We start from the raw sequence: 14552 nt of genomic DNA on the forward strand, positions 1-14552 counted from the left end.
CATGCAAGAATGGTTCCAAAACCTCTTTGCCGCAACGCTCGGTCTGGGCGATTTGGGCATCACCTTAGGCTTGGTGGTATCCGTCATCGTCAAAATCGTGATTATCTTGATTCCGCTGATTCTGACCGTTGCCTATCTGACGTATTTCGAACGTAAAGTCATCGGCTTTATGCAGCTTCGCGTCGGCCCGAACGTAACCGGCCCGTGGGGGCTGATTCAGCCGTTTGCCGACGTGTTCAAACTCTTGTTTAAAGAGGTAACCCGTCCGAAGCTGTCAAACAAAGCCTTGTTCTACATCGGCCCGATTATGTCGCTCGCCCCGTCTTTCGCGGCATGGGCGGTGATTCCGTTCAACGAAGAATGGGTGCTGACCAATATCAATATCGGCCTTTTGTACATCCTGATGATTACCTCGCTGTCGGTTTACGGCGTGATCATCGCGGGCTGGGCTTCCAACTCCAAATATTCGTTCCTGGGTGCAATGCGTGCTTCCGCGCAAAGCATTTCCTACGAAATTGCCATGAGTGCCGCGCTGGTGTGCGTCGTGATGGTATCGGGCAGCATGAACTTCTCCGACATCGTTGCCGCGCAAGCCAAAGGTATTGCCGGCGGTTCAGTATTCTCGTGGAACTGGCTGCCGCTGTTCCCAATCTTCATCGTCTATCTGATTTCCGCCGTTGCTGAAACCAACCGCGCACCGTTTGACGTGGCAGAGGGTGAATCTGAAATCGTTGCCGGCCACCACGTTGAATACTCCGGCTTTGCATTCGCGCTGTTCTTCCTCGCCGAATACATTTTCATGATCCTGATTGCCGCGCTGACATCGCTGATGTTCCTCGGCGGCTGGTTGTCTCCGTTCCCGCAAAGTTGGGGCTTTATCGGTACGCCTTCCGCATTCTGGATGTTCGTGAAAATGGCGGCGGTTCTGTACTGGTACCTGTGGATCCGTGCAACTTTCCCGCGCTACCGTTACGACCAAATCATGCGTTTGGGCTGGAAAGTGCTGATTCCGATCGGCTTCGCCTACATCGTGATTTTGGGCGTGTGGATGATTTCACCGCTGAATTTGTGGAAATAGGGCAGGGAGGCCGTCTGAAAGTTTTCAGGTAGCCTGAACCCCAAATTTTTAACCGTTTCAAACCGAGAGAAACCGATGAAAGCTCAATGCCTGTGCGGCGCAGTATCACTGGAAACCGCCGAAAACCGCGAACTCCACGCCTGCCATTGCGGGAAATGCCGCACATGGGGCAGCGGCGCGTCTTTTACTTTGGCCGCCCGGTCGCCCGAAATCACAGGCAGCGAGCACATCGCGCATTATCAGTCGTCCGAATGGGCGCAACGCTGTTTTTGCAAACACTGCGGCACACACCTGTTTGTGCAGGTTGGCAACGATTATTACATCAACGCCGGGCTGTTTGCCGACAACGCGGGCTTTGAAACTACCTCACAAATCTTTATTGATTGCAAAGCTCCGTATTATGACTTGGCCAACGATACCCCGAAGCTGACCGAAGCCGAGTTTTTAGAAATGGTGGGCGCGGCAGGTTAAAAAAACCGCTTTCAGACGGCCTGTAAACAGAACAATCCGAAAAGAGCATCCGAAAATGGCTAATTTAGTAAAAACCTTCCTGCTGGGCGAATTGGTGAAAGGCATGGGCGTAACGCTCAAAAACTTCTTCGCCCGCAAAGACACGATTTACTTCCCCGAAGAAAAAACGCCGCAATCCGTGCGTTTCCGCGGCCTGCACGCGCAACGCCGTTATCCGAACGGCGAAGAGCGCTGTATTGCGTGTAAATTGTGCGAGGCAGTTTGTCCGGCAATGGCGATTAACATTGAATCGGAAGAACGCGAAGACGGCACCCGCCGCACCAAGCGTTACGACATCGACCTGACCAAGTGCATCTTCTGCGGTTTCTGCGAAGAGGCCTGCCCGACCGATGCGATTGTGGAAACCCATATTTTTGAATACCACGGCGAGAAAAAAGGCGACTTGCACATGACCAAGCCGATTCTTTTGGCCATTGGCGACAAATACGAACCCGAAATCGCCAAACGCAAAGCCGCTGACGCGCCGTATCGTTAAGGAGCAGACGAATGACTTTTTCCGCGATTCTGTTCTATATCCTTGCCGCCATCGTTTTGTACGGTGCGGTTCGTACCGTTACCGCTAAAAACCCTGTGCACGCCGCTTTGCATTTGGTGCTGACATTCTGCGTGAGCGCGATGATTTGGATGCTGATGCAGGCTGAGTTTTTGGGTGTGACGCTGGTGGTGGTTTATGTCGGCGCCGTGATGGTGTTGTTCCTGTTCGTCGTGATGATGCTGAATATCGACATCGAAGCCATGCGCGCCGGTTTCTGGCGTCATGCGCCTGTTGCCGGCGTGGTCGGCACATTGTTGGCGGTTGCCTTGATCCTGATTTTGGTCAACCCGAAAACCGACCTGGCCGCATTTGGTCTGATGAAAGACATTCCGGCCGATTACAACAATATCCGCGATTTGGGTAGCCGTATTTATACTGACTACTTGTTGCCGTTTGAGTTGGCGGCGGTATTGCTGCTGTTGGGTATGGTAGCCGCGATTGCACTGGTTCACCGTAAAACGGTTAATCCGAAACGTATGGATCCTGCAGACCAAGTTAAAGTACGCGCCGATCAAGGCCGTATGCGTCTGGTGAAAATGGAAGCGGTCAAACCGCAAGTCGAATCTGCCGAAGAAAGCGAAGTTTCAGACGGCCTCAAGCCGGAAGGGGAGGGCAAAGCATGATTACCTTGACGCATTATCTGGTATTGGGTGCGCTCCTGTTCGGTATCAGCGCAATGGGTATCTTCATGAACCGTAAAAACGTGCTGGTATTGTTGATGTCCATTGAGCTGATGCTTTTGGCGGTGAACTTCAACTTTATCGCCTTCTCACAATATTTGGGCGATACCGCCGGACAAATTTTCGTATTCTTCGTACTGACCGTTGCCGCTGCCGAATCTGCCATCGGTTTGGCGATTATGGTATTGGTGTACCGCAACCGACAAACAATCAACGTTGCCGATTTGGATGAGTTGAAAGGGTAATCATGAACGATATGACTTTATATTTGATAATTGCCCTTGTTCCGTTGGCAGGCTCGCTGATTGCGGGTTTGTTTGGCAACAAAATCGGACGTGCCGGTGCGCATACCGTAACAATACTCGGTGTGGCGGTGTCTGCCGTGCTGTCGGCTTATGTGCTGTGGGGATTCCTCAATGGCAGCCGTGCCAAGTTTGACGAGAACGTCTATACCTGGCTGACAATGGGCGGTTTGGATTTCTCCGTCGGCTTCTTGGTCGATACGATGACGGCGATGATGATGGTTGTGGTAACGAGCGTGTCGTTGATGGTGCATATCTACACCATCGGCTATATGCACGATGAAAAAGTCGGCTACCAACGCTTCTTCAGCTATATTTCTTTGTTTACTTTCAGCATGTTGATGCTGATTATGAGCAACAACTTCATCCAGCTCTTCTTCGGCTGGGAGGCTGTGGGCTTGGTGTCGTATCTCTTGATCGGTTTCTATTTCAAACGTCCAAGCGCAACATTTGCCAACCTAAAAGCCTTTTTGATCAACCGTGTCGGCGACTTCGGCTTTTTGCTCGGTATCGGCTTGGTGCTTGCCTATTTCGGCGGCAGCCTGCGCTATCAAGATGTATTCGCTTATCTGCCTAATGTTCAGACGGCCACTATCCAATTGTTCCCCGGTGTGGAATGGTCTTTGATTACTGTAACCTGTTTACTCCTGTTTGTCGGTGCGATGGGTAAATCTGCACAATTCCCGCTGCATGTCTGGTTGCCTGATTCGATGGAAGGCCCGACACCGATTTCTGCATTGATTCACGCCGCAACCATGGTTACCGCCGGTCTGTTCATGGTATCGCGTATGTCGCCTATTTATGAGATGAGCAGCACTGCGCTGTCTGTCATCATGGTAATCGGTGCGATTACTGCTCTGTTTATGGGTTTCTTGGGCGTGATTCAAAATGACATCAAACGTGTGGTTGCGTATTCCACCCTGTCGCAACTGGGCTACATGACCGTGGCTCTGGGCGCGTCTGCCTATTCCGTGGCGATGTTCCATGTGATGACCCACGCTTTCTTTAAAGCCTTGTTGTTCTTGGCCGCAGGTAGCGCGATTATCGGTATGCACCATGACCAAGATATGCGCCATATGGGCAACCTGAAAAAATACATGCCGATTACTTGGCTGACCATGCTGATTGGTAACTTGTCGCTGATCGGTACGCCGTTCTTCTCCGGCTTCTATTCCAAAGATTCGATTATTGAAGCAGCGAAATACAGCACCCTGCCAGGTAGCGGCTTTGCTTATTTTGCCGTCCTCGCCAGCGTGTTTGTTACTGCGTTCTATGCGTTCCGCCAATACTTTATGGTGTTCCACGGTGAAGAGAAATGGCGCAGCCTGCCTGAGCATCATGGTGATCATCATGGCGAAGAGCATCACGGCTTGGGCAAAAACGACAATCCGCACGAAAGCCCGCTGGTCGTTACCCTGCCGCTGATTCTGCTTGCCATTCCGTCCGTCATCATCGGCTACATCGCCATCGAACCAATGCTCTACGGCGATTTCTTCAAAGACGTGATTTTCGTCAACGCCGACGCGCATCCGACCATGCACATCATGAAGGAAGAGTTCCACGGCGCATTGGCAATGGTGTCACACAGCCTGCATTCACCTGTACTCTACCTCGCTATCGCAGGTGTCTTGAGCGCATGGCTTCTGTACGTCAAACTGCCGCACCTGCCTGCGAAAATTGCACAGACATTCCGTCCGATTTACGTTTTGTTTGAAAACAAATACTACCTCGACGCCCTGTATTTCAACGTCTTTGCCAAAGGCACGCGCGCGTTGGGCAACTTCTTCTGGAAAGTCGGCGATACCGCCATTATCGACAACGGTATCGTCAACGGCTCCGCCAAACTGGTCGGCGCGATTGCCGCGCAAGTGCGTAAAGCCCAAACCGGCTTTATCTACACCTACGCCGCCGCTATGGTATTCGGCGTATTGGTACTGCTCGGCATGACCTTCTGGGGATTGTTCCGATAAGAATAAGGTTTCAGACGGCCTTAAACCTTAAGGCCGTCTGAAACGAAGAAATATCCACATAAACACATTTTTATTTTAACCACAGGTTAACCACTATGTTTTCCAACTACCTACTCAGCTTGGCAATATGGATACCCATCGCCGCAGGTGTGCTGGTTTTGGCGACCGGTAAAGACAGCCGTGCGCCGCTGGCGCGTGTGCTTGCCTTCATGGGTGCGCTTGCCGGTTTCTTGGTAACGCTGCCCCTGTTTACCGGTTTCGACCGTTTGAGCGGCGGCTATCAGTTTACCGAGTTCCACGAGTGGATTCCGCTTCTGAAAATCAACTATGCATTGGGCGTGGACGGTATTTCAGTGCTCTTTATCATCTTGAATGCGTTTATTACGCTGTTGGTGGTATTGGCCGGTTGGGAAGTCATTCAGAAACGTCCGGCGCAGTATATGGCGGCATTCCTGATGATGTCAGGTTTGATTAATGGCGCGTTTGCCGCTCAGGATGCGATTCTGTTTTATGTGTTCTTCGAGGGTATGCTGATTCCGCTGTACCTGATTATCGGTGTATGGGGCGGCCCACGCCGCGTCTATGCGTCGGTCAAGCTGTTCCTCTATACGCTGATGGGTTCGCTTTTGATGCTGATTGCTATGGTTTACCTGTACTATCAAACAGGCAGCTTCTCTATTGTCGATTTCCAAAACATCAAACAGATTCCGTTGGGCGTACAACAGCTTTTGTTTGTGGCATTCTTCCTGTCATTTGCTGTAAAAGTGCCGATGTTCCCTGTGCACACTTGGTTGCCGGATGCCCACGTTGAAGCGCCGACCGGTGGTTCGATGGTGTTGGCGGCGATTACGCTGAAACTGGGTGCGTATGGTTTCTTGCGCTTTATCCTGCCGATTATGCCGGATGCGGCACGCTATTTTGCCCCCGTGATCATCGTATTGAGCCTGATTGCCGTGATTTACATCGGTATGGTGGCTTTGGTGCAAACCGATATGAAAAAACTGGTGGCGTACTCTTCTATCAGCCATATGGGTTTTGTCACTTTGGGTATGTTCCTGTTTGTGAACGGCCAACTGAATGATTGGGCATTGAAAGGCGCAATCATTCAAATGATTTCCCACGGTTTTGTGTCTGCCGCGATGTTTATGTGTATCGGCGTAATGTACGACCGCCTGCATACCCGCAATATTGCCGATTATGGCGGCGTGGTCAATGTAATGCCTAAGTTTGCGGCGTTTATGATGTTGTTCGGTATGGCCAATGCCGGTCTGCCTGCGACTTCCGGCTTCGTGGGCGAGTTTATGGTGATTATGGGCGCGGTTAAAGTGAATTTCTGGGTAGGCGCGTTGGCTGCCATGACCTTGATTTACGGTGCGTCTTATACCCTGTGGATGTACAAACGCGTTATTTTTGGTGCGATCCACAATCCGCACGTTGCCGAAATGAAAGACATCAATTGCCGCGAATTTGCGATTTTGGCGATTTTGGCGGTTGCTGTATTGGGCATGGGTCTGTATCCGCAAGCGTTTATCGAAGTGGTGCATCAAGCGGCAAACGATTTGATTGCCCATGTGGCACAAAGCAAGATTTGAGGTGTGTAAATGAACTGGTCTGATTTGAATTTAATGCCCGCCATGCCCGAAATCGTGCTGCTTGCGCTATTGGGTGTCGTATTGCTGGCAGACTTGTGGATTTGCGATAAAAACCGCTATCTGACCCATCTGATGAGTTTGGGAACGGTCATTATTGTGGCCGTCACCCAATTGGCAGTATGGGAGCAGGGCAGTCTGCTTACGTTTAATGGAATGTATATTGCAGACGGCATGTCCCGTTTGGCGAAGCTAGTGTTGTATGCACTGACATTCAGTCTGTTTATTTACAGTAAACCGTACAACCAAGACCGCCAAATTTTTAAAGGTGAGTTTTACACTTTGTCGCTGTTTGCCCTGTTGGGTATGAGCGTCATGGTCAGCTCGGCACATTTCCTGACTGCGTATATCGGTTTGGAATTGTTGTCTTTATCGCTGTACGCCATGATTGCCCTGCGCCGCGATTCCGGTCGTTCTGCTGAGGCCGCGCTGAAATACTTTGTATTGGGCGCATTGGCTTCCGGCTTGCTGCTCTATGGTATTTCCATGGTTTACGGTGCCACCGGTTCCCTTGATTTTGCTTCAGTCTTGGCTTCTGCGGCTAATAAGCAGGCCAATGAATGGCTGCTGAAATTAGGCGTGGTATTTATTGTGGTTGCCATTGCATTTAAATTGGGTGCGGTTCCATTCCATATGTGGGTACCCGATGTGTACGATGGCGCGCCGACCTCTGTTACCGCCTTTGTGGGTACGGCTCCGAAAATTGCCGCCGTTGTCTTCGCATTCCGTATCCTGATTACAGGTATGGATACCATACATTCAGACTGGGCGCCGATGTTGGCCATCCTTGCCGTTGCTTCTTTGGTGGTCGGTAACCTTGCCGCCATCATGCAAACCAATATCAAACGTATGCTTGCCTACTCCACCGTATCGCACATGGGCTTTATCCTGTTGGCGTTTATGGCAGGCGCAGTCGGCTTTACCGCAGGTTTGTATTACGCCATTACCTATGCTGTGATGGCGGCAGTCAGCTTCGGTGTTTTGATGGTATTGTCTACCAAAGACATTGAATGTGAAAACATCAAAGACCTCGCAGGCCTTAACCAACGCCATGCATGGTTTGCCTTCCTGATGTTGCTGTCTATGTTCTCCATGGCGGGTATTCCGCCGCTGATGGGTTTTTACGCCAAATTCGGCGTGATTATGGCACTCTTGAAACAAGGCTATGTTTGGTTGTCCGTATTTGCCGTCATCATGTCTCTGATTGGCGCGTTCTACTACCTGCGCGTGGTCAAAGTCATCTACTTCGATGCGCCTGACCATGACCAGCCGGTCGGCAGCAACTATGCCGCCAAATTTGTCCTGACGGTCAATGCCTTCCTGCTGCTCCTGTGGGGTATCATGCCGCAAACCGTTATCGACTGGTGTGCCAAAGCATTGGAAAATACCCTGTAAGCTTTAAACAAAACCAACGGCGGCTGTTCCAAAGTCGCCGTTTTTGTTAGGATTCGCATTCGGATGAAATATACCCAAGTTCAGACGGCCTCAAGCCTTTGAACAATCATCAAGCAGGTATCATCAAGATATTGAATATTCCACGGATAATGATGGGCAAGAATGCCCATTTAACATGTTAAAATCACACATAGGCCGTCTGAAAACAGAAAGACCATCATGACCGCATCCATGTACATCCTTTTGCTGTTGGCACTTATCTTTGCCAACGCACCATTTATTACCACCAAATTCTTCGGCATCATCGCCCTGAAACGCAAACATATCGGCCATCACTTGATCGAATTGCTGGCAGGCTTCCTGCTTACCGCGATCCTCGCCTATATCCTCGAATCGCGCGCCGGTGCCGTACATGCTCAAGATTGGGAGTTTTACGCGACCGTTGTCTGCCTCTACCTGATTTTTGCTTTCCCATGCTTTGTATGGCGTTACTTTTGGAATGAACGGAATAGAGAGTAGGATTTGAATAAGGAAAAGGCCGTCTGAAAGATTTTCAGACGGCCTTTATTTTGTTTGATGTTAAATATCGGTTAGAAAACAAGGCTGTTGGGGCGTAAAGCCTTGTCGTGAGGGCGGTTTAACGGTACTATTCTCGGTTAATCCTGTTTTATTCCTATGAAATTGAAAGTATAAGATGATTAATGATATTCAAAAGACAGCTGAAGGCAAAATGCAGCGTTCTCTGGAAGTATTGAAAGACAATTTGGCTAAAGTACGTACCGGCCGTGCGCATACCGGCCTGCTTGACCAAGTGGAAGTGGAATACTGGGGCAGCATGGTGCCTGTGAGCCAAGTAGCAAACGTAACGCTTTTGGATGCGCGTACGATTGGTGTGAAACCGTTCGAGAGCAATATGGCTTCAAAAGTTGAGAAAGCGATCCGTGATTCCAACTTGGGCCTGAACCCTGCTTCTGTTGGCGATTTGATCCGTGTCCCTATGCCTATGTTGACTGAGGAACGCCGTAAAGATTTGATCAAAGTGGTACGCGGTGAGGCGGAAGAGGGTCGTGTGTCTATCCGTAATGTGCGTCGTGATGCAAACGACCACATCAAAAAATTGTTGAAAGACAAAGAGATTTCTGAAGATGAAGCACGCCGTGGCGAGGAAGCGGTTCAGAAGTTGACCGACAAATATATTGCTGAGGCAGACAAGCTCTTGGCTGCCAAAGAAGAAGATTTGATGGCGATTTAATCCTGTGTGCAAACCGTTCAGACGGCCTTTGGACGGTTTGTTCCCTGAAAGGCAGACATGAAAAGCAGTACGCAGACGATTTTGGAACACTCTGCCATCCCCCGACATATTGCTGTGATTATGGACGGCAACGGACGTTGGGCAAAGAAGCGTTTTCTTCCCCGTGTGATGGGGCATAAACGCGGCTTGGATGCGCTGGAGAACATGGTGAAGCATTGTGCTGAACTGGGTGTGCAGTATTTGACCGTGTTTGCTTTTTCGACTGAAAACTGGCGACGCCCCGAGGAAGAGGTTTCTTTTCTGATGGGGCTGTTTTTGCAGGCTTTGCAAAAGCAGGTACGCCGTTTGCACGACAACAATATGCGCTTGAGAGTCATCGGCAGCCGTGAGCGGTTTAACGCTGAAATTCTGAAGGGGATTGAGGCGGCAGAGGCGTTGACGGCAAACAATACCGGTTTGACTTTGAGCATTGCTGCCGATTATGGCGGCCGCTGGGATATTTTGCAGGCGGCAAATCAGTTGATTGCCGAGGGTGTCACTGAGATTACGGAAGAGGCGTTGTCGCGTTATTTGATGTTGGGCGATGCACCCGAGCCGGATTTGTTTATCCGAACCGGTGGCGAGACGCGCATCAGTAATTTCCTGCTGTGGCAGATGGCGTATGCGGAATTGTATTTTACGGATACGCTGTGGCCTGATTTTAATGAGAAATCGTTGAACGAGGCGATTGTTTCGTTCCAAAAACGGGAGCGTCGCTTCGGGCGGACTTCCGAACAGCTGCCGGTTGAGCAGCAACGGGGTTGAGAACTATGTTGAAACAACGAATTTTAACGGCACTGTGGCTTTTGCCGCTGATGCTGGGTATGCTGTTTTATGCGCCTATGTGGCTGTGGGCGGCGTTTTGCGGCCTGATTGCCATGCTGACTTTGTGGGAATATGCCCGCATGAGCGGCTTGGACAAGCTGAAAATCAATCATTATTTGGCTTCAACGCTGGTGTTTGGTGTGATTGCCTATGCCGGCGGTTGGCAGTTGCCTGATTTGGTTTGGTATGTTGTATTGGCGTTTTGGCTGATTGTCATGCCTTGGTGGCTGAAAGCGAAATGGAAGCTAAACGGCGGCTGGCAGGCTTACACGGTCGGTTGGTTGTTGGTGATGCCGTTTTGGTTTGCATTGGTTTACCTGCGTCCTCAGCCTGAAGACGCGCTGTCTTTATTGGCAATTATGGGTTTGGTGTGGGTGGCCGATATTGGTGCGTATTTCTGCGGCAAATCGTTTGGCAAGCGCAAAATTGCGCCGACCATCAGCCCGGGTAAAAGCTGGGAAGGTGCGATCGGTGGCGCATTATGCGTTGCCGTGTACATGACTATTGTATGGAAAGCCGGTTGGCTGGCCTTTGAAGCCGGTTGGTTAAAAACGATTTTGATCGGCTTGATTCTGACCGTTGTCAGCGTGTGCGGCGATTTGCTGGAAAGCTGGCTCAAACGTGCGGCCGGTATCAAAGACAGTAGCAATCTGTTGCCGGGACACGGCGGCGTGTTCGACCGTGTGGACAGCCTGATTGCCGTTATCAGCATTTATGCCGCCTTTGTATATTTGTTTTAAACCGCCTGTCTTATATGATTGGGGGAGCTGATTATGTCCGAACAAAAACAGATTTCATCTTTATCGATATTGGGCGTATTGTTGGCACTGGGATTGATGGCTGCGGCGTTTATTTTAGGAGTGCAGTTTAAGAATCTGCGCCAACCGGGGACAATCACCGTAAAAGGTTTGGCAGAGAAAAACTTTCAATCCGACAGCGCAACGTGGAATACGGGCGTAAATGCACACGGTGAGAGCTATCAGGAAGTTTTGGATCTGTTGACGGCAAGACGCAAGAAGCTGTCTAAGTTTTTGGGTGAGCAAGGCTTTACGGCGGCTGAAATGAAAGTGGGCCTGCCTGAAGTGTCGCGCGTTTTCAATGAAACCCGAGACGAACTGGGCAACGTAACCCGCACGCCCAACGGCTACGATGGCGACCTCAATATTGTGGTCAACACCAAAAAATTGGACAAAATCCAAGCCGCCCAGCGTGCCATTTTGAATTTCCGTGCGCAAAACGAATTTATCCGCTTCGACAATCCGCAATATTTGTTGGGCAATTTGGAAACCATCAAACGCGATTTGATTACGCAGGCGACTGAGGATGCGCAGAAACGCGCGGCCGAATTTGCCAAAACCGGCGGAGGCAAAGTGGGCGCCATGCGTTCTGCTTCGCAAGGCTCGTTCAACATCTATGCCGACACCGGCAGCAGCGAGGATGACGAATACGGCGGTTCTTACGATAAAAGCACCGTCGGTAAACAAGTCCGACTGGTTGTTACCATCGAATACGGCATTGAGTAATTCTTTCAGACGGCCTTTTCAGCTGGGAGGCAAAAGGCCGTCTGAAAATTGGAAACGGCAAAGAAATTTATTTCAAACACAATGAATACCGTTTGCACAGCACACTAAAGAACACACCATGACACAACAAGTTCTGACCATATTAGGCAGTACCGGCAGCATAGGCGAAAGCACTTTAGACGTTGTCTCCCGCCATCCCGAGAAATTCCGCGTGTTCGCGCTGGCAGGGCATAGGCAGGTGGACAAGCTGGCGGCACAATGCAAACAGTTTCGTCCGGAATATGCCGTTGTCGGCGATGCCTGCCATGCCGCCGAGCTGGAAAAGAAACTCAAACAAGAAGGCATCAGTACGCAGGTTTTATATGGCGCTCAAGCCCTGATTGATGTGGCTTCGGCCGATGAAGTTAGCGGCGTGATGTGTGCCATTGTCGGCGCGGCCGGTTTGCCGTCGGCTTTGGCCGCCGCTCAAAAAGGCAAAACCATTTATCTGGCAAACAAAGAAACGCTGGTGGTTTCCGGTGCATTGTTTATGGAAACCGCCCTTCAAAACGGCGCCACCGTCTTGCCGATTGACAGCGAACATAACGCCATCTTCCAAGTATTGCCAAGGGATTACACAGGCCGTCTGAATGAGCACGGTATCAATTCGATTATCCTGACCGCATCGGGCGGACCCTTCCTTAACACCGATTTAAGTACATTTGACAGCATTACGCCCGAGCAGGCGGTCAAACATCCGAATTGGAGCATGGGTCGCAAAATTTCCGTCGATTCCGCGTCAATGATGAATAAGGGCTTGGAGTTGATTGAGGCGCATTGGCTGTTTAACTGTCCGCCGGAGAAGCTGGAAGTCGTCATCCATCCGCAATCCGTGATTCACAGCATGGTGCGTTATCGCGATGGTTCGGTATTGGCGCAATTGGGCAATCCCGATATGCGTACGCCGATTGCTTATTGTTTGGGTCTGCCCGAACGTATCGATTCCGGCGTGGGCGAGCTGGATTTCGGCGCATTGTCCGCATTGACCTTCCAAAAGCCTGACTTTGATCGTTTTCCATGTCTGAAACTTGCCTATCAGGCCATGAATGCAGGCGGGGCCGCACCTTGCGTGTTGAACGCTGCCAACGAGGTTGCCGTGGCCGCTTTTTTAGATAAACGCATCAAGTTTACCGATATTGCCCAAGTCGTGGCCCACTGCCTTGCCCAAGATTTTTCAGACAGCCATCATGATATCGAAGGCCTGCTGGCGCAAGACGCGGAGACCCGAAGGCAGGCAGAAGCCTTTATCGGCAAACAATAAAGCTTCAATGACAGGCCGTCTGAAACGCCAACCGCTTGGCATTTAGGCAGACAAAATGGAACAACTGCCTTTATAATCGGTTTTCAGACGGCCTTATCCGTTGATTATCACATTCCACACAGGGGATTTTTTTGCAAACCTTTTTAGCCTTTATCGTCGCCATTCTGATTTTGGTCAGCCTGCATGAGTTCGGACACTATATTGTTGCCCGCTGGTGCGGCGTTAAAGTCGTGCGCTTTTCCGTCGGCTTCGGTAAGCCCTTTTTCACCCGAAAACGCGGCGATACCGAGTGGTGTCTTGCCCCGATTCCGCTGGGCGGTTACGTTAAAATGGTCGATACGCGCGAAGGCGAGGTGGCGGAAGCAGATTTGCCGTACGCCTTTGACAAGCAGCATCCGGCCAAGCGCATCGCCATTGTTGCTGCCGGTCCTTTGATCAATTTGATTTTGGCCGTTTTGCTTTACGGTTTGAGCTTTTCCTTCGGCGTAACCGAGTTGCGCCCCTATGTCGGCATGGTCGAGCCTGCCAGTATTGCCGCCAAAGCAGGTTTTCAGGCGGGTGATAAGATTGTATCGGTCAACGGAATTGCCGTTAAAGACTGGAGCGATGCGCAAACCGAGATGGTGTTGAACCTTGAAGCCGGTCCTGTAAAAGTCGCTGTTCAGACGGCCTTAAATACCCAAGCCATCCGCATAATTGATGCCGCCGGCACGCCTGAAGCAGGTAAAGTTGCGAAAAACCAAGGCAACATCGGCCTTTTGCCTTTTAGAATTACTAACCGCATCGGTAAAGTCTTGGCCAATAGTCCCGCCGAAAAAGCAGGTTTGAAGGAAAACGACAAACTGCTGACCGCCGATGGAAAACCCATCGAAAGCTGGCAGGCATGGACGGAACTCTTCCGCGCCAGCCCCGGCAAACGAATTGAGCTGACTTACGAGCGCGACGGTAAAATACTGGCGACCGCTATCCGGCCGGACAGCGTCGAGCAGTCGGCTGGCGTGTTGGTCGGTAGGGCAGGGCTTGCTGCCCAGGCGGATAAAGAGTGGGATAAAACCATCCGCTACCGTTATACGCCTTCCGTTGCCCAAGCCTTTGAATTGGGTTGGAACAAAACCGTCAACTATTCGTGGACGACCCTCAAATTTTTCGGAAAACTGGTTACGGGCAATGCCTCTTTGAACCATATTTCCGGCCCCCTGACCATTGCCGATGTCGCCGGACAATCCGCAAAACATGGATTGCAGAGCTATCTTGAATTTCTGGCCTTGGTCAGCATCAGCTTAGGCGTGTTGAACCTTTTGCCCATACCCGTTTTAGACGGCGGACATTTGGTTTTTTATACCGCCGAATGGATACGCGGAAAGCCTTTGAGCGAGCGCATACAGGCAGTCGGCCTGCGCTTTGGACTGGCAGCCATGCTTTTGATGATGGCTGTGGCTTTCTTTAATGACATCAACCGTTTGTTTGGATAAT

The 14552-nt window shown here is 50.7% G+C and carries 15 protein-coding genes; all 15 read left to right on the plus strand.

What is annotated here, in order from left to right; genetic code table 11:
• The first annotated feature begins 1 nt into the window (after position 1).
• The 15 genes from nuoH (at position 2) to rseP (ending at position 14551) form a co-directional block, all read left to right on the plus strand.
• Positions 2–1078 carry an NADH-quinone oxidoreductase subunit NuoH gene (gene nuoH, locus DBY97_RS05835; protein ID WP_107857775.1) on the plus strand — a complete coding sequence of 359 codons (1077 nt, stop codon included), beginning with the start codon at positions 2–4 and terminating at the stop codon, positions 1076–1078.
• A gap of 75 nt (positions 1079–1153) precedes the next feature.
• Positions 1154–1549: a GFA family protein gene (locus tag DBY97_RS05840; RefSeq protein ID WP_003676990.1), complete on the plus strand. Its 396-nt coding sequence runs from the start codon at positions 1154–1156 to the stop codon at positions 1547–1549.
• 55 nt (positions 1550–1604) lie between these two features.
• On the plus strand, positions 1605–2084 hold the full coding sequence (nuoI, locus tag DBY97_RS05845) for an NADH-quinone oxidoreductase subunit NuoI (RefSeq protein WP_003747878.1): 480 nt from the start codon (positions 1605–1607) through the stop codon (positions 2082–2084).
• Positions 2085–2095: 11 nt separating this feature from the next.
• On the plus strand, positions 2096–2767 hold the full coding sequence (locus DBY97_RS05850) for an NADH-quinone oxidoreductase subunit J (RefSeq protein WP_107857776.1): 672 nt from the start codon (positions 2096–2098) through the stop codon (positions 2765–2767).
• The gene (gene nuoK, locus DBY97_RS05855; protein ID WP_004519135.1) at positions 2764–3069 is read left to right on the plus strand and encodes an NADH-quinone oxidoreductase subunit NuoK; all 306 of its coding nucleotides are present in this window, start codon (positions 2764–2766) and stop codon (positions 3067–3069) included. The genes DBY97_RS05850 and nuoK overlap by 4 nt, the downstream gene beginning before the upstream one ends.
• Before the next feature lie 2 nt (positions 3070–3071).
• On the plus strand, positions 3072–5096 hold the full coding sequence (gene nuoL / locus DBY97_RS05860) for an NADH-quinone oxidoreductase subunit L (RefSeq protein ID WP_107857777.1): 2025 nt from the start codon (positions 3072–3074) through the stop codon (positions 5094–5096).
• A 95-nt stretch (positions 5097–5191) separates the two neighbouring features.
• Positions 5192–6688, plus strand: a complete 1497-nt coding sequence (locus DBY97_RS05865; protein WP_107857778.1) for an NADH-quinone oxidoreductase subunit M — start codon at positions 5192–5194, stop codon at positions 6686–6688.
• A 9-nt stretch (positions 6689–6697) separates the two neighbouring features.
• Positions 6698–8140, plus strand: coding sequence for an NADH-quinone oxidoreductase subunit NuoN (gene nuoN / locus DBY97_RS05870; RefSeq protein WP_107857779.1), 1443 nt, complete (start codon positions 6698–6700; stop codon positions 8138–8140).
• Between the two features lie 219 nt (positions 8141–8359).
• Complete coding sequence (locus DBY97_RS05875; protein WP_003686671.1) at positions 8360–8659, plus strand: DUF2818 family protein; 300 nt, start codon at positions 8360–8362, stop codon at positions 8657–8659.
• 175 nt (positions 8660–8834) lie between these two features.
• A complete protein-coding gene (gene frr, locus DBY97_RS05880) occupies positions 8835–9392 on the plus strand; it encodes a ribosome recycling factor (protein ID WP_049332978.1) in 558 nt (185 codons plus the stop codon).
• A 57-nt stretch (positions 9393–9449) separates the two neighbouring features.
• Positions 9450–10196 carry an isoprenyl transferase gene (locus tag DBY97_RS05885; RefSeq protein WP_070584408.1) on the plus strand — a complete coding sequence of 249 codons (747 nt, stop codon included), beginning with the start codon at positions 9450–9452 and terminating at the stop codon, positions 10194–10196.
• 5 nt (positions 10197–10201) lie between these two features.
• Positions 10202–10996, plus strand: a complete 795-nt coding sequence (locus DBY97_RS05890; RefSeq protein ID WP_049332974.1) for a phosphatidate cytidylyltransferase — start codon at positions 10202–10204, stop codon at positions 10994–10996.
• A gap of 33 nt (positions 10997–11029) precedes the next feature.
• The gene (locus tag DBY97_RS05895) at positions 11030–11779 is read left to right on the plus strand and encodes an SIMPL domain-containing protein (RefSeq protein WP_003747899.1); all 750 of its coding nucleotides are present in this window, start codon (positions 11030–11032) and stop codon (positions 11777–11779) included.
• Positions 11780–11897: 118 nt separating this feature from the next.
• Entirely contained in the window at positions 11898–13079 is a 1182-nt protein-coding gene (gene ispC / locus DBY97_RS05900) for a 1-deoxy-D-xylulose-5-phosphate reductoisomerase (RefSeq protein WP_107857780.1), read from the plus strand.
• A gap of 131 nt (positions 13080–13210) precedes the next feature.
• On the plus strand, positions 13211–14551 hold the full coding sequence (rseP, locus tag DBY97_RS05905) for an RIP metalloprotease RseP (RefSeq protein ID WP_107857781.1): 1341 nt from the start codon (positions 13211–13213) through the stop codon (positions 14549–14551).
• Position 14552 lies beyond the last annotated feature (1 nt).

The organism is Neisseria subflava (assembly GCF_003044645.1).
Classification (GTDB): Bacteria; Pseudomonadota; Gammaproteobacteria; order Burkholderiales; family Neisseriaceae; genus Neisseria; species Neisseria subflava_B.